This window comes from Aeromonas sp. 82P (genome assembly GCF_051919365.1).
Lineage (GTDB): Bacteria > Pseudomonadota > Gammaproteobacteria > Enterobacterales > Aeromonadaceae > Aeromonas > Aeromonas veronii.
The window spans coordinates 2,386,330-2,403,731 of the sequence record NZ_JBQBEV010000001.1 but is presented as its reverse complement, the minus strand read 5'-3'; the positions used below and the strand labels follow the sequence as shown (position 1 = coordinate 2,403,731).

Genomic DNA, 17,402 nt, shown 5'->3' with positions numbered 1-17,402 from the left:
CCGATCCCTGCTTTCTGCTTAGCGAGCAACGGACTGCACCAGAGGGAGAGGTCGCCATGCACACCATCAACCTGCACCGGATGAAAAGCTGGGCCAAACAGGGGGAAACGCCACTGGCTCGCCGGGTATGGCGACTGGCCAAAAGTGCCCGCCACTGGTCACTCCCCGTGATCCCACCCCTGCATCGGCTGCTTTATCGGCTCTATCTGCTGGGCAGCAACGGACTGGCGACCCTGACCCGCACCCTTTGGTGGACCCCCTTGTTTCAATCTCGCCTGACGGCCCCGGCCCCGCGCCTCTATCTCTATGGTGGCATCCCCTATATCAGCGGTCCGGTCACCATCGAGATCGGTGCCGACTGCCGCCTCAGCGCCGCCATGACCATCAGCGGCCGGGCATCGAGCCAGACACCAAGGCTGGTGATCGGCCGCAATGTCGGCATTGGCTGGCAGACCACCCTGGCGGTGGGCAGCAAGATAGTGCTGGGGGATAACGTCAGAATTGCTGGCCGTGCCTTTCTGGCGGGCTACCCGGGGCATCCGATCAACGCCCGCGATCGCGCCCTTGGCAAACCGGATCGCGATGAACAGGTGGGGGCCATTGTGCTGGAGCAGGATGTCTGGCTTGGCACCGGGGTGATGGTGATGGCCGGTGTCACCATAGGCGCCGGCACCATTGTCGCCGCAGGCAGCGTCGTCACTCGGGATCTGCCCGCAGGTGTGCTGGCAGCGGGTGTACCGGCCACAGTCCTGCGCACCTTGCAACCACAGGATCACAGCGACCCCGCACACGCTTCGGAGACCTTTGCATGAAACCACACTCACTGCCGCAACTGGTGGTGCTGGGCGAGGATTGGGGCCAGCACCCCTCCAGCACACAACACCTGATCAAGCGTCTGTTGCCCGATTATCAAGTGCTCTGGGTCAACTCCATCGGCATGCGTTGCCCCCGCTTTACCCTTCATGATCTCACCCGCATCGTCCGCAAACTGGGGGCCGTGCTGCGCGGCGCGCGCCATGCTGGCGGCCAGTCGGTTGCGCCATCAGAGGTCAGCAGCCCCCAGGTACTGCCGCCGCTCGCCTTGCCGCTGCCGGGCAGTCGTCTGGCGGGCAAGATCAATGGCCACTGGCTGGCGGCGCAGATCCGGCGTCAGCTGCCCGAGCTGGATCGCCCCCTGCTCTGGATCTCCCTGCCCAGTGCCGTCGATCTGATTGGCAAGCTCGAAGAGCGGGCGGTGATCTACTACTGCGGCGATGACTTCTCGGCGCTGGCAGGGGTGGATCATCAGGCCATTGCCCACTGCGAAGCCCGACTAGTGGAAAAAGCGGATCTCATTCTGGCCGCCAGCCCCGCGCTGGCCAGCCGCTTTCCCCCCCATAAAACCCGGCTCCTCAGCCACGGGGTGGATCTCGAGCTGTTTATGCCCCCCAGAGAACGCCCGGCGGATCTCCCTTCCGGCCGTCCCATTGCCGGATTTTACGGCAGCCTGAGCGACTGGATTGATATCCCCCTGCTGGCAGAGACGGCGGCCGCCCTGCCCCACTGGGATCTGGTGCTGATTGGCCCGGTCCAGACCGATATCTCCCCCCTCAAGGGGCTCCCCAATATCCATCTGCTGGGGCCCCGTCCCCATCACACGCTGGCAGCCTATGCCCAGCACTGGCAGGTGAGTCTGCTGCCCTTTGTCGACAACGCCCAGATCCGTGCCTGCAATCCATTGAAATTGCGCGAGTATCTGGCCGCAGGGCGCCCCATCGTCAGCACCGATTTTCCGGCTCTCGATGGTTATCGGGATCAGATCCAGCTCCCCCACGATGGGGAGAGCCTGGCCCAGGCCATCAATCGGGCAGCCTTTGATCAATCCAATCCGGGCTGGTTTCAGGAGAGTGGCTGGGAGGGGCTCACCCGCAGCGAAGGGCGCCACACTCGCCAGCAGCAGGTGGCCCTGCAAAGCTGGGATCACAAGGCTGCCGAGCTGAACAACTGGTTGAAGGGGCTGGCCGGATGAGCAGAGGGCTTTGGCTGGTTATCCTGCTCTGCTGCCATGCAGCAATGGCCGCCACCCGGCTGGAGAGGCAGACCCCGCTGCCCCTGACAGGCAACCAGACACCCCAGCGGCTCGATCTGAGCACCCACAACTGGCCAATAGGCAGCGATGATGAACTGGTGATCGAGGGCCATAACCCCAGCGCCCGCCCGCAAACCCTGATCCTGCGTATCGACGACGAGGCCTCGGTCAACTACCGCAGCCGGGTCAATCTGGAGCGGATTGTCGCACCCGGCCCCTTCACCCAGCGCTTTGCCTTGAGCGAGTGGCGCACCAGCCAACCCAGAGCGCTGGCGCTGGACAAGCTCACCAAGCTCTATCTCTTTATGGCCGATAACGCCCCCTCGCTGACCATTCACCGCTGGTACTGGGAGCCCGGTTTGACTCTGCCTGAGGGCACCATTGCGCTGGATCTGGGGGCGGCGGCTGCGCCCCGCTTTACCGGCTTTGAAGCCCTGAGCCCGGGGGATCCCCGGCTGATTGGCCATCCCACCCCCATCTTGCGCCCCTCCGGCGATGCCCTTGTGCGCGATGGGCTGCGCAATCTGGATGGCGTACGGCTGGAGGTCGCAAAGGGGCGCTACCAGCTCACCCTCTGGCTGGATGATCCCGGCGAGTGGGAGTACCTGCCCCACCCCTTCGAGCGCAGCGTACTGGTCAATGGCGAGCCCATCTGGGCCGAGCAGTGGCAACCGCAGGAGTGGCTAACGCAGCGCTATCTGGCGGGGCAATCCCGCGAGGCACTGCCAAACCCGGATCCCTGGCAGCTATTCGGGGCACGACAGGGCGGTCCGGTCCATGTCACCCTGAACCACCCCGGCGGCCCGATCACTATCACATTGGTGGGCCACTCACCGGATGCCAAATACCTGGCGGGGCTGCTGCTTGCCCCCTATCCGGCCCCCACCAGCAAAGAGGCTCTACCGAATAGTGGAAAAGATCTCGCCGTATTGGCTGACGCTACCGCAAGCGTGCTGACCAAGCAGCGCCAGCTGTTTTTGGAAAAATGGACCTTGGCCCCCTATTCCCCAACCCCAGCCCCAGCCCCAGCTGCGCAGCAACTGAGCCTCACGCCGATTACGGATGCCGCCCCAACCCTGCAGATCGCCCCGCTATCTGCGACCGATGCGTTGCAGCAGGCTTCACAACCCGTGCTGGCCGCCCGTGGCAGCCAGCTGTTGCTGGAGTTTGCCATCCACGCCGCCACCGACGATCCGGCCCCCTTGCTGGTGATCCAGCCCCCTGAGCAAGCAGGATCGCCGCTGGCGCTGACCCCCTATTATGGCAAGTGGCATCTGGTTCGCCCGCAGGCGAGCGGCACCCTGCTGGCCCCCTCGGATCAGGAGCTGGTCGAGGGGATCGCCGGACTCACCCTGCTGGCAGGCGTACCTCGGCGTCTGGTGCTGCAGATAACAGTCCCACGCGATGCGCCTTCCGGTCACTATCTGGGCAATATTCAGCTGCTCAGCCAACAGCAACTGGTGCAGTTACCGCTGACTATCGAGGTGCTGCCGCTGGCCCTGCCCGCGGCCAGCAAGCCGGTCGGCATCTATGTCGAAGCGCCCCCCTATCTGAATTGGCTGAGCCCCAATCCCGAAGCGTTAAAAGAGCAGATCGCCGAGGCCAGTCGCTGCGACCTGCAGCGGCTAGCCAAACTCGGGATCAGCGGCCTCTCGCCCGCCCTGCCACAGGATGAAGCGGGAATGCGGGAGATCATGGGAGAAGCGGCCGGGCTCGGCTTTGTGCCGCCCCTGCTGGCCTATACCCCGCTCAAACGCTGGGGGGGCGACCCTGCCAGCCAGCTTGATCAGTGGCAGGCGCGGCAACAGGCGCTGACCGCCAGCGGCTTGCCCCCGCTGGCATGGAGCCTGTTTGATGAGCCGGATCTTGCAACCCTGCCCGCCATCACCACCCTGGCACGGGAGATGAAACGGCGGGATCCGGCGGTGATCCGCGCAGGCCACTTCAATCATCCGGGTCAGGTTGGTCTGCTGGCAGAGGTGGAGATTGCCCTGATCAACGCAGGTTTTGGCGCCGACAAGGCCGACGTGGCGCGGGTACGCCAGCACAAGGTCACCCCCTGGTTTTACAATCTGGGCACCCCGAGAGCCGCCGGGTTCTATCTATGGCAAAGCGGCGCCGAGGGCTATTTGCAGTGGCATGGCCGCATGCCCACCGCCCTGCCCTACGACCCCACCGACGGGCGGGAGAGCGACTTTATGCTGCTCGGCCCGCAAGCCTGCGAGGCGCACCGCCTCTCCCACGATCTGCTGCTGTTGCAGCAAGCCATCGAAGATCTGCGCTGGCTCGCCTGGCTGGAGCAGGAGGCCCGCTATCAAGTAGAGGCCGCCCTGCTGCTGGAGCGCCTGCGGGATCAGCTGCCGACCCGCTGGCAGGTGGCAGAGCAACTGCCCTCTGCCGCCTGGATCCAGTGGCGCCGCGAGATTGAACGACTGGCCAAGGGATTGAAAACATTGCAAACTGGTGCCAACTCATCCTCCTGAAGTGACTGCGTATGGCCAACCAGATTCCCCGCTCCACAGCCAAAGACAGCGCCCTGCGCCGCCTGTTGCCCCTGATGTTGCCGCTGCTGATCCTCACCGGTTGCGCCCGTCAGGAGCCGGTCAATGAGACCCTGCCAATCCTCAACCAGTTGCGGGAACAGCAAATGGCCGAACAGCCCCAGCTGCAACTGCAGTACCAGAACGCGGAGACGCAACTTGCGGCGGATCAGGAGCAACTGCTGCATCAGTTTTTGGGACGCAAGGATCCGGCCCGAATTGCGCTGGTAAGCGGCCCCGGGCTGCAAACCGACATGCTGGAGAGTGCGCGGATGGCGAGCGTGCGACTGACCGCCCTCACCCGTTTGCTGGGCTCTCGCGCCATTGAGCTGGAGCCCCGCTATGACCCCATGCTGGCCCCCAATACCTTGCTGATCCGCATTCTGCCAAACGGCGAATCGGGGGCGGTCACCCCAGCGGCGGCGCAATAAGGCCGAGGCAGGTGGTCGGCAAGGCCACCCGATAGAGGGGATAAGGGGTCAGCCCCCACAATTTGCGCCAACCCTGGGTCAGACGGTACGAGAGCAGCGGCGGACTCTGGTGCAACTCGCCTAAAAACATCACCCCCTGACTCATCCCTTCACCCGCCAGCGTCACTGACATCGCCTCCCGATCAGGCGCCACCAGCATGGCCTGCAGCAGGCCGTCACAGCGGGGATGGGCCAGCTGATAGCTGACATAGGTGCCGCCCAATACCGGCGTGGCCACCCGCAAGCGCCATCCCAGCTGGACCAGCTCCAGCAGCATGGGCTTGGCCCCCTCGTTAACTGCCCGGTTCTGATAACGCCAGCCCATGGCGGCAGCACTGAGCAGCGCCACCAGCAACAGCAGCAGATATCCCCTAGATAGACGCATCATGGCGCCCCCTTAGATACAGGATGGTCATCACCAGCAGCATCATATTGACCACCCGGCTCTGATAACGCCACCAACCGCAGATATCCCTTAGACAGACGCATCACGGCGCCCCCGGATAAAGAGAATGGTCATCACCAGCAACATGATTGCCCACTGGTAGAGCTGGGCCAGCGAGCCGGTATGCAGCCAGCCATACCAGCGCAGATCCAGGCTCATCAGCACCAACCGCAGCTGATTGGCCCCGATATAGAGCAGGCAGACCAGCAGCAACATGGGCCACTGCCGGTAGAGAGGGCGCTCCGGCACCAGCCAGCAGCAGGAGACCAGCCAGGAGAGCACCACCAGATAGAGTTGAGAAAACGAGGAGCACCCCTTGAGCACAATCAGGGCATGGCCCCCCGACCGCTCGATGCGGTTGCCATCAAGGCGAGTCTCCCAGCCCAGCAGCTGCAACCACTGGCCCACTCCCCAGGCATCGAGCGCCAGCACAGGGCCGGAGAGCAGGGCAAACACCTGCTGCCCCCACAACACCGCCACGGTAAAGGCGAGCACAATCTGCAACACCGCCCGCTCATCGCCACTCTGATGACGGCGCCATAGCGAGGCCACCAACAGCAGACAGGCCAGCGCCTTGCAACTGGCGCTGGGGATCAGGATCAGCAGGATAAAGAGGGCGAGCGCCAGTGGATGCGGGCGCCAGCTCGGTGCAACCCGCGATGCAATTTGCCACCAGATAGCAATCAGCAACACCACCAGCAGGTTGAAGTGACCCATATTGAGCCACACCATGCCCCACTGATTGGCCAAACCAAGTAGCAGCCAGTTGGGTGCCCACTGCCAGGGACGGATCTCCATCGTAACTCCTGCCGGTTATCAGCGCTTTTGACCTCTGTCGCAAGTTCTCGCAAGTTCCATGCCTGCCCGGCCTCACCCGGATCAAGCCAAGTCAGAGGATTAGCCAAGCTGGCACGCTTTATTCATTCCCCCTTCTGGCACTAGCGCCAGGGAGAAGGAGTGAGCAATGAAACTCAAACCGTTGGCAGGGCTGCTGGGGATGTTGTTGGTAACCTCCCCCGCATACGCCTTGACCGAAGTCGATACCGAACTGCAACTGCTGATGGATGTGTCGGGCAGCGTCAGTTCATCGGAATTCAATTTGCAGTTACAGGGCTATGTGGACGCCTTTTACAGTCAGGAGGTACAGAGCGCCATCCTCGACACCAGCGGCGGTAAGCTGGGCTCCATCGCCGTGCAGATGATCATGTGGAGCGGCTCGACCCAGCAGAGCGTGATGACCGACTGGTTCCACCTCTACGACATGACCTCCATCAACAACTTCGCCGCCACCCTGGATGCCCTGGTACGCCCCTATGCGGGGATGACGGCCCCCGGTTCGGCCATGGCCTTTGGTGGCTTGCAATTTGATACCAACGACTTCACCGCCGCCCGCCAGGTGATGGATGTGTCGGGTGACGGGATCCAGAACGCAGGGCTGGATACCGCCACCGTGCGGGATCAACTGCTCGCCTCCGGCATCGATACCATCAACGGCATCACCATAGGTCAGGACTATGCCGATGGGGTACTGCAAGAGTGGTATGTGGAGAACGTGGCGGGCGGTCAGGATGCGTTTGTGATCAATGCCACCACCTTCGCCGACTTTGGCAATGCGCTGGAGCTCAAACTGGCGGCCGAAATTGAGGGGGGCATTATTCCGGAAGGGGCACTGGCCGCCCCCATCGAGGAGATCCCGCTGGCCGCCCAGCTGCTGCTCGGTATGCCGCTACTGCTGGCCTGGCGCTATCAACGCCGTAACCAAGGACGCCTGCAGCCCGCCAACGGGCAACTGGCATCCGCCATCGGCTAGTTAATCACCCCGTGTGTTGCGATTAGGGAGCTATGGCTCCCTGATTTTTTTGTGGCAGTGATGATCTGAATGCAGAGCGCAAAAGCTAGTCGCCCTGACGACATTAGCCCGATTGACCAATATGCCAGGTCTGACCATATGGATGCTGCACCGCTTGTTCTTCTGAGGGCAACAACGATAACGCCTCCAGAGTGGATGCGATAAGTTCACTCTTGCCCAGCGCCTGGCGTAGAGAGAGCGCCTCTGACAGCACGGCGCGAGCATTATCATAGGCACCAGTCTGTACGAGAGCCTTGCCAAGATGATGCAGTGCGAAATGCCGCATAAGTGATTTTGGTTGCAACCGACAAACTACTTGGGTGGCCAAGCTGACAGCTTCATCTGCACGATCGAGCCGCTGCAAAACCTGCACCAGGCGTAGTTCTGAGCTAACGCGAGCAACATCGTCCTCTGAAACCATCTGCGCGGAGATCACCTCTTGGAGAATGGCTTCTGCCTGCGCGGCTCGTCCCACACATAGCAACATAAAGGCGGCAGCGCTCCGAGCTCTTGAAGCAGCTCGTGACAATGCAGCACAGGGATTTAGGTCGAGGGACTGATTGGCAGCAGCCTGCATGGCTATTGGGTCTACCGCTTCGGGGAGCAGATAGGGAGCGCACAAGCGGTATTCCGTACCGGTGCCTGCGACGCAAAACGTGTAGTCATCAGTGAGCGCCATGGGTTGATTCATCAATCCTCACGTTTGAAATAAGCTGCCTTGCAGCATTCGATATTTTCCGGAAGCAAGGGCTGTAGGTTCGATTAGCGCAGCGTAATCGGACGTTCGCGGTCTTTTTACTTAACTCACCAACCCCCTCCCAGATTGCCACTTCGCCCCACCCCAAAAAACTTACTCTCGAACTTGCACCGGTCGTGACGTTATTGCGTATTGACATGGAATTTTACCGCGAGCGTCCGATTACGCCTACCGGCTAATCGAACCTACGAGCTGTATTTTGTTCTCGCAAATGGAGCAAGGAACATGCAACGTAATAAACAAGGCTAATAGACTTGAGGCTATTCAATTCACTACCATATTTTTCTGAGCTACCATGAATAATCAAATGCCGGTTCAAAAAACGTTTATCTTCATCTGTTGGCTCATTAATTTTTTCGGTTACTTTACTCTTTACAGTAAGCGGCTTTAACACCATTTCATGGAAAACCTCCAAACCCTCCATTTGTTCTATAACTTTATTAAAGACAGGCTGCATCTTAACCTTTGCATATAAACCTACCCCATAAAGATCTCTTCCTATACCTTCAGACAAAGCTAACAATGTTGGTATTGAGCAATAATACAAGCCAGCGTCATGAGCCTTAAAAGCATCATCTATTTGTGCTGCTCTATTGGGAAACTCTTCAATTAAAAACTGCCTGATCTGACCACCATAATTTCTAATGTATGATGTAAGGTAATTTTCTTGACTTTCTTCAGATTGATTAATTAGAGCAGATCGCTTCTCTTGGAAATGATCAGTGTCATCGTCAAGAAAGTAAATGAACCATCCTCGTTCCATCAATTCGACGGTAACTTCAGCTATATCATCGGGAAGATCATTAACGAGATAGCTCATTTCATTATGAAGCTGCTTAATACCATCTATGAACTTAGGGTCGTTCATTACTTCATTCAATCCACGAGAATAAGCACTTAGTTTTTGTAAAAAATTATTCATGAATTACTCCTATGGCAAAGAAATTAATAACGCTGAGCTAACCTGTACGAAAAATCTGATCTTTTACGTGTCCAACTAACGAGGTGAGCATTAAAGCTTTGCCTCTTGAAGTAGGGTAATTATCTCTTTTTCGATCCTTGGTGCGAGCTCTTTCTCTGCATCTATGTGTTGCTTGAACTCACCGATATTATCTTTTGATATGCCGCCATATTTTCGATGAATATCTGAGATCCGAAGGCATGCATCGAAGTACTTTTCATTGCTTTTGGCTAAATCATTTGGGAGATAAAATTTGGAATTCTTCGAATGATAGTAAAACTTAGATACTTCGCTCAGTTCGGCATACTCCGCTTTTTGTGTCATGTGCATTTTTAGTTCGAAAAAAGCATCGTAAATTTCTTTTTTATGACCAAGTAAACTTATTTGATTAGCCCTTCTAGCCTCGCGCCATGACCAGCGAGCATACAGTGCAGATAGCCCAGCTACGAGCAGAGCCAGAATTGCGATAACTTCTGGTGCGCCCAATTTAATCTCAAAGATGCATGCCATAATTTATTAGCCTAACAGTAATTAGATAGAAAGCACTATTAATGTGTTAGTAGCGCCTTCCATCTAACTCCGCACTACCACTCGTCATCACAACCCCTAACTCATTTTAAAATCACAGATTACCGACCGGTTTCTGATTTATAAGTGTATTATCAACGTCTTGCGCCGGCTCCACTTGTACCACTGGGTAAAACTACCGTCAAGAAACGTAAGCAGAAAATGAAGCCTATATCCGCTTTTATTGGCTTGCCGCGATGTTTACTCCACCATCCGTACAATATAAAAAAGGCCTTATCACAAGGCCTTTTCAGAAATATCCAGATTCAGGCTGGCAGCCCGTTTTTACGGCAATCAACCCGGTTCCGGTGACATGGGCAGCACCTGCCCATCCAGCGCCTGATCACTGTGGGATGGATAGTCCGGCACCGGCTCGCAGTAGGGAATGCGGCTTAGCACCGGCGCCTTGACCAGGGCGGCCAGCTGATCGGAGCGGCGCAGGCTGGCATCCGCCAGTTCGGCCACCAGCGCCAGACCACAGCCCAACCCCAACCCGCCAACAATGCCCGCCAGCAAAAACAGCCAGAGCGGGTAGTTGCTCGGCTTGCTGGGGGCAAAGGGTTTGTCGATCACCTTGATCCGCTCCCCCTGCTCGAAGTTGCCCAGATCGCCGGTCACCTTGGCCTTCTCATAGCGCAGCAGCAAATCCTGATAGAGGGTGCGCTTGACCGCCAAATCCCGCTCCAGCTCGGCGAGTTGGCGCTCGGTATCCCCCTGGGAGTCGACCACCTTGTCCAGCCCATCCAGCTGGCTCTTCAGGCCGGCGGCGTTTTGCTCCGCCTCCGTCAACTGTGTCTGGGCCAGCTGCCACTCGGGCCCGCGGGCCATATCCGGCTGGGATTTGAGCTGCTCGAACTCCTGCTGCAACTGATCAATCTGATAGCGCAGACTCTGCACCTTGCTGTGCTCGTCGCTGTAGCGGGCCCGCAGCAACACCAGCTCGGTGCGCATCAGCTGCAGCTTCTCATCCAGTTGGCGGGCCAGCTGGCTCTCCTGCCCCAGCGATAGCTGATCGACCCTGGCCTTGGCCTGCTGCAGGGTGATCAGGCTCTCGGCATAACGCTCCTGCAAGCCATAGAGACGGGCGACGTTGGTACTCTGCTGCTGGGGCAAGGCGCTGGCATGCTCCCGTTTGAAGTCGGCGAGCAGCTGCTCAGCCGCTTGCAATTCGCTGCGCCGGCTGTCGAGCTGGCTTTGCAGGAAACGTTCGGACGATTCCGCCGACTGGCGCCCCTTGCTAAGCAGGTTGAAGAAAAAGCGCCGCGAAATGGCTTCGAGCAAACCGGCGCTGTTGGCCGCCGAATCCGCTTTTACCTTTATCTCGATCACCTCATCGCCGATCAGCCGCAGCGAGACGGCACTCGAGAGCCAGTCCATGATGGCATCGCGCTGAGCTAGCGGGGTCTCGTCATTGACCAGACCGCGATCCCGCGCCACGCCATCGAGCACATAACGACTGCGCAACAGGGCTTCGAGCACCGCAAAGCGATCCTTGAGACTCTCCTGAGTGATCAGATCCTTGAGGGTCGGGGTCTGGTTGGCATCTTGCGGCACCATAAAGGTGGTGCGGCTCTCATACTCCTTGGGGGTGAGCAGGCCGACCGTCACGCCCACCAGCGGCATCACCAGTACCGGGATCACCAGCAGATAACGACGGCGCCAGGCGGCAAAGAGAATGATGTAGAGGTTGTAATAGAACTGGACAGGCATGGCATCACTCCCTGAGAAAAGCCCTCCCCCCGCACGATGCAAAGGCAATGCCACCAGAGGAGCTGATCGCCTCTGTGGGCAGATCGCAAGAGTGGTACAAGATTCGCATTCTCCCGCTATCCGGGGTGTTACCCCTTCCCTTGCCGGAGCGCGAACCATGTTGTCACCAACCCCGTCGCACAGACCCCATCCCCGCGGGAGCGCCAGCGCCCAGCCCGTCGTTCAGTCTGTCGTGCAACCTGTCGTGCAAATAGTGCAGCACCTGCAGCCCGGCGGGCTAGAGACCATGGTGCTCAACCTCACGCAGGCAAGCCCTGCCGAGCAACCGGTGCATATCATCTCCCTCGAAGGGCGCAAAGGGGATGTGCTAAGGGCGTGGCCCGCCCTGTATCCCTTCGCGGGCCACATTCACTGTCTGGAAAAGCCCGCGGGCTGGTCGCTGGCGACCCTCTGGCGGCTCACCCGGCTGCTGCGCCAACTCAAGCCCGTCGCGGTACATACCCACCATCTGGGGCCCATGCTCTATGGCGGTCTGGCCAGTCGGCTGGCCCGGGTGCCCACCCTGGTACACACAGAGCACGATGCTTGGTATCTCGATGATCCCCATCAGCGCATGCTGGCCCTGTGGGGGCTGCGCGCCTTCAAACCCATTCTGGTGGCCGATGCCACGCCGGTGGCCAACCAGCTGCTGGCCAAGCTGGGCCAGTTGTCGCCAACCGTGATCCCCAACGGCATCGATGAGCGGCGCTTTGCCCCGGGCGCCTCCGCCCTCGCACGTCAGGAGATGGGGCTGCCGCTGGGGGTCAAGTTGATTGGCTGCGCCGCCCGCCTTGAGTCGGTCAAGGGTCACACCTTGCTGCTGGAGGCGATCCGCACCCTGCCGGAGGAGGTGCATCTTGCGTTGGCAGGGGTCGGCAGTTTGCAAAATGCGTTGCAACAACAGTGTCAGCAACTGGGGATCGCCCATCGGGTCCATTTTCTCGGGCTGGTCGAAAACATGCCGCGCTTCTATCAGGGGCTGGATCTCTTCTGTCTCCCCTCACTGGCGGAGGGGATGCCGCTCTGCGTGCTGGAAGCACAGGCGTGCGGGGTGCCGGTGGTGATGAGCGATGTGGGGGCGGCCAGAGAGATCGTCTGCCAGGCCAGCGGTCATATCCTGTCGGAGAGGGATCCCGGCCGCCTTGCCCAGCTTCTGGCACAAGGGTTGCTGCAGTGCCATAGCCTGCGTGCCGTCACCCGTGAGTTTGTGTGCCAGCAAAGCAGCTTGAGCCGGATGGCTCAGGCCTATCAGCAGCTTTACAGCCGCTGATCAAGCGACCCGATGACCAGAGGAGCATCCCATGGAATGGATCATGATCGTGTTCTGGCTGTGCGCTGTACTGGTGGTCTACCACCATGTCGGCTATCCCCTGCTGCTCAAATTTGGTGGTCGGCAGGCGCGCAAGGTTGCCAATCCACCGCGCCCTCTGGATCGAGGGTTCAAAACAGACGCCACCGATGAGGCGCTGCCGACCATCACCCTGTTGATGCCGGTCTACAACGAGGCGGCGACCATCGCGGCCAAGCTGCAAAACCTCGCCAGCCTCGATTACCCCGCCGACAAGCTGTGGGTGCATGTGCATTTCGATGGTTGCAGCGACAACAGCTACCCCATTGCGCTAAGCCAGCTCGGTGATCCCGCCCTGCAGCAGTTGCAGATCAGGCTGTTTGATCACCCCCGCAATCGCGGCAAGGTCGCCGTGCTCAACGAGGCCATGACCCGGGTACACAGCGATCTGGTGGCCCTCACCGATGTCTCGGCCCTGCTGCCCATCGACAGCCTGCTGCTGGCGGTCGCCCATTTTGCCGATCCCAAGGTAGGGGTGGTCGGGGAAGCGTACCGCTTCTGGCAACCGGGCTCCCAGGGCGAGGAGAGTTACTGGCACTATCAAAGCCAGATCAAACTCTGCGAGTCGGCCCTTGGCGGCATGCTGGGGGCTCACGGGGCCTTTTACATGATGCGCCGGGAGTGCCTCACCCCGCTGGCTGCCGATACCATCAACGACGATTTCATCCTGCCGATGCAGGCCATCGCCAAGGGGTATCGCGCTGTCTATGACAATCGCTGCGCCGCACTGGAGCTGGAAGTTTCCAATGCCGCGCTGGAGGCGACACGGCGCAAGCGGATCGGGGCCGGCAACACCCAGCAGCTGCTGCGGTTGCTGCCCCTGTTACACCCCAAGTTCGGCTGGGTTGCCTTCAACTTTGCCAGTGGCAAGGGGCTGCGGGTGTTGATGCCGCTCTGCCTGACCCTGCTGTGGCTCTGCGCCATCCCGCTGGCCACCCAATCCCTGCTGTTTCAGCTGTTGCTGGGGCTGCAACTGCTGGGGTATCTGCTGGTCATCCTGATCCAGCTGACCCCTGTGCACCCCTGGCCCAATCTGTTTCGCAAGATCCACTATCTGGTACTCGGACACTGGTACAACGGCATGGGCACCCTGCGCTACTGCCTGCGCGCCCCCATACGTTTCATGTCACAGGAGAAAGCCGTATGACACACCCCATTCCAAGATTGACCCTGGTGGTCAAACGCAGCATGGATCTGCTCGGTGCCACTCTTGGCCTGCTGCTGACGCTGCCACTGTGGCCGCTGATCATGCTGGCCATCCGGCTCGATAGCCCGGGGCCTGTGTTCTTTCGTCAGCTGCGGATCGGGCGCAGCCACGCCACCCATACCGAGCTCTTTTTCATGATCAAGTTTCGCACCATGCGCGCCGACGCCGAGGCGGCCACCGGGCCGGTCTGGTGTGGCAAGGGGGACAGCCGGATCACCCGCAGCGGCGACTTTCTGCGCAAAACCCGGCTCGATGAGCTGCCGCAGTTTATCAATGTGCTCAAGGGGGAGATGTCGCTGATCGGCCCCCGTCCGGAGCGACCCGGGATCGCCAACCGGCTGGAAGATGCGGTGCCGTACTTTATCGAACGCACCTATGAAGTGGCCCCCGGCATTACCGGTCTGGCACAGGTCAATCAGGGTTACGACGAGTCGCTGGATGATGTGCGCAGCAAGCTGGCGTTCGATCTGGCCTACTCGGTCGCCCTGCTCCACCCCTGGCGCTGGCTAGTGCAGGATGTACATATCATTGGCAAGACGATCGCCATCATGGTTGGCAAAAAGGGGCGCTAATCCCGCCGCACCAACCTCAACCACACCTCGAGACCCTCAGGCCATTGCCACTGCAATGGCCTTTTTTATGGCGCATCGTTGTGGCACGTCCGCGGTGATCACTGAGAAGCCAGCGGCCTGGTCGCCATCATCTGGCCCTATCCATCCACAGGCCTGATATCCGCGTGACCCACTGCAGAAACCCGAGCGTTGCGTGATCACCGAAGCAATCCGCCTCCTGCTACCTCTAACACCGGCACATAAAAAAACGAGTAGCCAGCGGCCACTCGTTTTGACAGGTTTCTCCGTGATTCAGGCGCCGTAGACGGCCAGAATATCGGTCACCCTGTTGTTGACGCTGTACCCGCGGGCTATGGTGTTGCGCGCCGCCTGACTCATTTTGCTGCGCACCCCCCCATCGCTGCGCAGCCAGTAGTTGACCAGCTCCGCCATATCCCGCACATGGCCGGGCTCCACCAACCAGCCATTGGATTTATGGTCGATCAGATTGACCAGGCCCCCCACCGCAAAGGTACAGACAGGTATGCCGTGAGCCATCGCCTCCAGGGCCACCAGCGGCAACCCTTCAAAGCGGGAGGTGATGCAGAGCAGGTCGATGTTGTGCCACTCATTGGCCATGTTCTTGAAACCATGAAGCTGGACGCGATCACCATACTGCTGCAACAAGGCGCTTTTCATGGGGCCATCCCCGTAGAGATGAAGCGCTCCGTCCGGGCAGAAGGCGGCCAGCTGGCAGAATGCCTCCGGCCCCTTTTCCGGCGAGAGGCGGCCGACAAAGGCGATCCGGTTGCCAGTTACCGATGCCGGCGTCGCAGGCATGGGGACAAAGTTGCTGATCACCGTGCTTGGCACAGGCAATTTGCGAGCGATGGGCTCGCTTACTGCAATACACTTCGCAAAACGCGCTGTAGTGCGATCCAGCCAGCTGTAAAACTTCAGCAATCCCTCCCCGTCATCCCCGCTGTGAAAGGTCGAGACCACCGATTTACCGGTAAACCAGGCTGTCAGCCGCCCCAGCACCCCGGCCTTGTAGCCGTGGGTGTGGATCAGCACAGAAGCCGGCTGGCGGGCCAGACGGCGCATAAAGTCGCGGCTGTTGTGGCACACCTCGTAGGGCAAGCCCTGTTGTTTGAGCAGGGTCGTAAAGGGGGTCATGCCGTGGTTGCTCACCAGCACTATGGTGGGGCGAAATCCTCTGGCCAGCAGATCGTTGGCCAAGTGGATAATGTGAACTTCTATTCCACCGACCTGACGCGCATCGATGGCCAGCCAGATCTGCTGCATGGGTAACATAAGGCCCTCCTCCCGTGGCTCCATGCCACCTGAAATGAGGTTCTGCATAGAGCGGGCCAGTCAGGCAAAGAGGGGCAGGATCAGGCGCCGGGACAGGCGACCAGCAAGAGGGTCATGTCATCGAGGGCGGCATCATTGATGCGCTCATCAAACCAGCGGGCAATGCGATGAGCCAGTTGCTCAAGACAGGGCCCCGAAGTCAGGCAAATCTCTTTTAGCTGCGACTCCCAGCGCTGGCGCTCTGCTGCATCACGGCTATCGAGCAGGCCATCGGTCCAGAACAGCAGGAGCTCGCCGGGCTTGAGCTGACGCTCATTGGTCACGAAGTGGGGATCCGGGCGCAAACCGGGCAAGGGGCCGGTCACGCCGACCTGACGGATGGTGCCGGGCCCGACCAGCCAGGGCGCCGGGTGGCCCGCGCTGGCCCACTGCACCCGCCCCTCGTTGCCGAGTTCAATGCAGAGGGTGGTGAGCAGGGTAGCCCCGAGGAGCGGATCACTGTGAACCGCATTGGACAAGATGGTCAGCAAACGGGCGGGGGCGCGCTCCAGATCGTGCGCCGTCAGCAAGCCGCGCAGATAACCGGCATAGGCATGGGCAAAAAACTTGGCTTCCGCATCGTGGCCCATCACATCCCCGAGCCACAACACCCGATCCTTGACCAGCAGAAAGTCCCCGCCCCCCACAGTAGCCGCGCGGGTTTGCAACGCCAGCTGGTATCCCCCTATCGAGGTGGCGGGCAATAACGGGCGCAGCGCCGAGGTCATACGCTGATCCAGCTGCTCGCCCCATTGCGACTTGAGTTGCTCCGAGCGTTGCAGCACCCGCGAAACCGCCAGCAACAGGTCCTGCTTGGTGATGGGTTTGACCAGAAAGTCATCGATCCCCAGCGCCCCTGCCCGACTCTGGGTCCACTGATCCTGATGACCGGTCAGGAAGATAAAGGGCACCCCCTTCATCTTGGGATCCTTCATCAACTGCTGGCGCAGCCCAAAGCCATCGATCCCCTCCATCTCGATATCGGAGAGCACCAGCGCGGGGGGCTGCTTTCTGAGCGCCAGCAGGGCGGCATGGGAGTCGGCATAACTTTCAACCCAGTAGTGCTCATGGAGATAGGCGGTGAGCAGGGCACGCATCACCTTGTCATCGTCGATCACCGCAAGCACCGGCAGTTGGTTGACCGGGCCCTGCTGGCGAAGAGTCACGCGATTGCGCTCACCGTCGCGAGAGAAGTGCACCTCGGCAAACAGCTGGTGCACCAGCGCCAGCCCGTATCCCCCCTCCTGCAGTTCATCGGGTAACGGCGCACTGGCAAGACCGGGTTGCGGGCCGCCATCATCTTCCAGTATCAGACTCAAGCCCGTTTCATCCTCTTTCAGCGTGAGCCAGAGCCGGGTAGCAGAAGGGGTTGCGTGCTTGACGATATTGATAGCCAGCTCACTGAAACAGAGCAGCCAGTTGGCTTGATCCTTTAGGGAGACCTGAAACAGGGAGAGTCCCTGCGCCAGCCGGTTGCGCAGTTCGCGCACCGACTGCAGGGTTGCCGGAGCAGATCGCAACCAGTCATCCATATCGG

Annotated in this window: 16 protein-coding genes; 8 read left to right on the top strand and 8 right to left on the bottom strand. The window is 59.9% G+C overall.

Features of this window, described 5'->3' with window-relative positions; translation table 11 throughout:
- Window positions 1-56: 56 nt before the first annotated feature.
- Genes ACTG2S_RS11020 through ACTG2S_RS11005 form a run of 4 tightly spaced genes read left to right on the top strand, consistent with a single transcriptional unit; the run spans window position 57 to window position 5,039 of the window.
- On the top strand, window positions 57-812 hold the full coding sequence (locus tag ACTG2S_RS11020; protein WP_439982512.1) for an acyltransferase: 756 nt from the start codon (window positions 57-59) through the stop codon (window positions 810-812).
- On the top strand, window positions 809-2,008 hold the full coding sequence (locus tag ACTG2S_RS11015; protein ID WP_439982511.1) for a glycosyltransferase: 1,200 nt from the start codon (window positions 809-811) through the stop codon (window positions 2,006-2,008). Before ACTG2S_RS11020 ends, ACTG2S_RS11015 begins: the two co-directional genes overlap by 4 nt.
- Window positions 2,005-4,551, top strand: coding sequence for a hypothetical protein (locus ACTG2S_RS11010; RefSeq protein WP_439982509.1), 2,547 nt, complete (start codon window positions 2,005-2,007; stop codon window positions 4,549-4,551). The genes ACTG2S_RS11015 and ACTG2S_RS11010 overlap by 4 nt, the downstream gene beginning before the upstream one ends.
- 11 nt (window positions 4,552-4,562) lie before the next feature.
- The gene (locus ACTG2S_RS11005; protein ID WP_167569845.1) at window positions 4,563-5,039 is read left to right on the top strand and encodes a hypothetical protein; all 477 of its coding nucleotides are present in this window, start codon (window positions 4,563-4,565) and stop codon (window positions 5,037-5,039) included.
- Here ACTG2S_RS11005 and ACTG2S_RS11000 read toward each other — a convergent pair.
- Both ACTG2S_RS11000 and ACTG2S_RS10995 read right to left on the bottom strand, forming a co-directional pair.
- The gene (locus tag ACTG2S_RS11000) at window positions 5,017-5,463 is read right to left on the bottom strand and encodes a hypothetical protein (protein WP_257699064.1); all 447 of its coding nucleotides are present in this window, start codon (window positions 5,461-5,463) and stop codon (window positions 5,017-5,019) included. The two genes, ACTG2S_RS11005 and ACTG2S_RS11000, sit on opposite strands and share 23 nt — an antisense overlap.
- Window positions 5,464-5,553: 90 nt before the next feature.
- Window positions 5,554-6,321 (bottom strand): hypothetical protein, encoded by a 768-nt coding sequence (locus ACTG2S_RS10995; RefSeq protein ID WP_439982506.1) that lies wholly within the window; start codon window positions 6,319-6,321, stop codon window positions 5,554-5,556.
- A gap of 166 nt (window positions 6,322-6,487) precedes the next feature.
- Between ACTG2S_RS10995 and ACTG2S_RS10990 the strand changes: the two genes are divergently transcribed.
- Window positions 6,488-7,333, top strand: a complete 846-nt coding sequence (locus tag ACTG2S_RS10990; RefSeq protein WP_279498184.1) for a DUF1194 domain-containing protein — start codon at window positions 6,488-6,490, stop codon at window positions 7,331-7,333.
- A gap of 103 nt (window positions 7,334-7,436) precedes the next feature.
- Here ACTG2S_RS10990 and ACTG2S_RS10985 read toward each other — a convergent pair whose 3' ends face one another.
- From ACTG2S_RS10985 to ACTG2S_RS10970, 4 genes are all read right to left on the bottom strand, one after another.
- On the bottom strand, window positions 7,437-8,063 hold the full coding sequence (locus ACTG2S_RS10985; RefSeq protein ID WP_279498183.1) for a hypothetical protein: 627 nt from the start codon (window positions 8,061-8,063) through the stop codon (window positions 7,437-7,439).
- Window positions 8,064-8,304: 241 nt separating this feature from the next.
- Window positions 8,305-9,051, bottom strand: coding sequence for a hypothetical protein (locus ACTG2S_RS10980; RefSeq protein ID WP_439982505.1), 747 nt, complete (start codon window positions 9,049-9,051; stop codon window positions 8,305-8,307).
- 90 nt (window positions 9,052-9,141) lie between these two features.
- A complete protein-coding gene (locus ACTG2S_RS10975; RefSeq protein ID WP_439982504.1) occupies window positions 9,142-9,600 on the bottom strand; it encodes a hypothetical protein in 459 nt (152 codons plus the stop codon).
- 351 nt (window positions 9,601-9,951) lie between these two features.
- Window positions 9,952-11,367, bottom strand: coding sequence for a GumC family protein (locus ACTG2S_RS10970; protein WP_439982503.1), 1,416 nt, complete (start codon window positions 11,365-11,367; stop codon window positions 9,952-9,954).
- Window positions 11,368-11,611: 244 nt separating this feature from the next.
- Between ACTG2S_RS10970 and ACTG2S_RS10965 the strand changes: the two genes are divergently transcribed.
- The 3 genes from ACTG2S_RS10965 to ACTG2S_RS10955 are packed head-to-tail and all read left to right on the top strand — an operon-like array spanning window position 11,612 to window position 14,533.
- A complete protein-coding gene (locus tag ACTG2S_RS10965; protein WP_279498180.1) occupies window positions 11,612-12,676 on the top strand; it encodes a glycosyltransferase in 1,065 nt (354 codons plus the stop codon).
- A gap of 31 nt (window positions 12,677-12,707) precedes the next feature.
- Window positions 12,708-13,901 carry a glycosyltransferase family 2 protein gene (locus ACTG2S_RS10960; RefSeq protein WP_069527365.1) on the top strand — a complete coding sequence of 398 codons (1,194 nt, stop codon included), beginning with the start codon at window positions 12,708-12,710 and terminating at the stop codon, window positions 13,899-13,901.
- Window positions 13,898-14,533: a sugar transferase gene (locus tag ACTG2S_RS10955; protein ID WP_005333398.1), complete on the top strand. Its 636-nt coding sequence runs from the start codon at window positions 13,898-13,900 to the stop codon at window positions 14,531-14,533. Before ACTG2S_RS10960 ends, ACTG2S_RS10955 begins: the two co-directional genes overlap by 4 nt.
- Window positions 14,534-14,824: 291 nt before the next feature.
- Here ACTG2S_RS10955 and ACTG2S_RS10950 read toward each other — a convergent pair whose 3' ends face one another.
- Both ACTG2S_RS10950 and ACTG2S_RS10945 read right to left on the bottom strand, forming a co-directional pair.
- Window positions 14,825-15,826, bottom strand: a complete 1,002-nt coding sequence (locus tag ACTG2S_RS10950; protein ID WP_274160971.1) for a glycosyltransferase family 4 protein — start codon at window positions 15,824-15,826, stop codon at window positions 14,825-14,827.
- Between the two features lie 80 nt (window positions 15,827-15,906).
- The gene (locus tag ACTG2S_RS10945) at window positions 15,907-17,397 is read right to left on the bottom strand and encodes a SpoIIE family protein phosphatase (RefSeq protein WP_274160970.1); all 1,491 of its coding nucleotides are present in this window, start codon (window positions 17,395-17,397) and stop codon (window positions 15,907-15,909) included.
- Between the last annotated feature and the right edge of the window lie 5 nt (window positions 17,398-17,402).

Excerpts from the sequence above, each read along its gene's own strand:
- ACTG2S_RS11020 (WP_439982512.1), top strand. The coding sequence starts at position 57 with ATGCACACCATCAACCTGCACCGGATGAAAAGCTGGGCCAAACAGGGG.
- ACTG2S_RS11015 (WP_439982511.1), top strand. The coding sequence starts at position 809 with ATGAAACCACACTCACTGCCGCAACTGGTGGTGCTGGGCGAGGATTGG.
- ACTG2S_RS11010 (WP_439982509.1), top strand. The coding sequence starts at position 2,005 with ATGAGCAGAGGGCTTTGGCTGGTTATCCTGCTCTGCTGCCATGCAGCA.
- ACTG2S_RS11005 (WP_167569845.1), top strand. The coding sequence starts at position 4,563 with ATGGCCAACCAGATTCCCCGCTCCACAGCCAAAGACAGCGCCCTGCGC.
- ACTG2S_RS11000 (WP_257699064.1), bottom strand. The coding sequence starts at position 5,463 with ATGCGTCTATCTAGGGGATATCTGCTGCTGTTGCTGGTGGCGCTGCTC.
- ACTG2S_RS10995 (WP_439982506.1), bottom strand. The coding sequence starts at position 6,321 with ATGGAGATCCGTCCCTGGCAGTGGGCACCCAACTGGCTGCTACTTGGT.
- ACTG2S_RS10990 (WP_279498184.1), top strand. The coding sequence starts at position 6,488 with ATGAAACTCAAACCGTTGGCAGGGCTGCTGGGGATGTTGTTGGTAACC.
- ACTG2S_RS10985 (WP_279498183.1), bottom strand. The coding sequence starts at position 8,063 with ATGAATCAACCCATGGCGCTCACTGATGACTACACGTTTTGCGTCGCA.
- ACTG2S_RS10980 (WP_439982505.1), bottom strand. The coding sequence starts at position 9,051 with ATGAATAATTTTTTACAAAAACTAAGTGCTTATTCTCGTGGATTGAAT.
- ACTG2S_RS10975 (WP_439982504.1), bottom strand. The coding sequence starts at position 9,600 with ATGGCATGCATCTTTGAGATTAAATTGGGCGCACCAGAAGTTATCGCA.
- ACTG2S_RS10970 (WP_439982503.1), bottom strand. The coding sequence starts at position 11,367 with ATGCCTGTCCAGTTCTATTACAACCTCTACATCATTCTCTTTGCCGCC.
- ACTG2S_RS10960 (WP_069527365.1), top strand. The coding sequence starts at position 12,708 with ATGGAATGGATCATGATCGTGTTCTGGCTGTGCGCTGTACTGGTGGTC.
- ACTG2S_RS10955 (WP_005333398.1), top strand. The coding sequence starts at position 13,898 with ATGACACACCCCATTCCAAGATTGACCCTGGTGGTCAAACGCAGCATG.
- ACTG2S_RS10950 (WP_274160971.1), bottom strand. The coding sequence starts at position 15,826 with ATGTTACCCATGCAGCAGATCTGGCTGGCCATCGATGCGCGTCAGGTC.
- ACTG2S_RS10945 (WP_274160970.1), bottom strand. The coding sequence starts at position 17,397 with ATGGATGACTGGTTGCGATCTGCTCCGGCAACCCTGCAGTCGGTGCGC.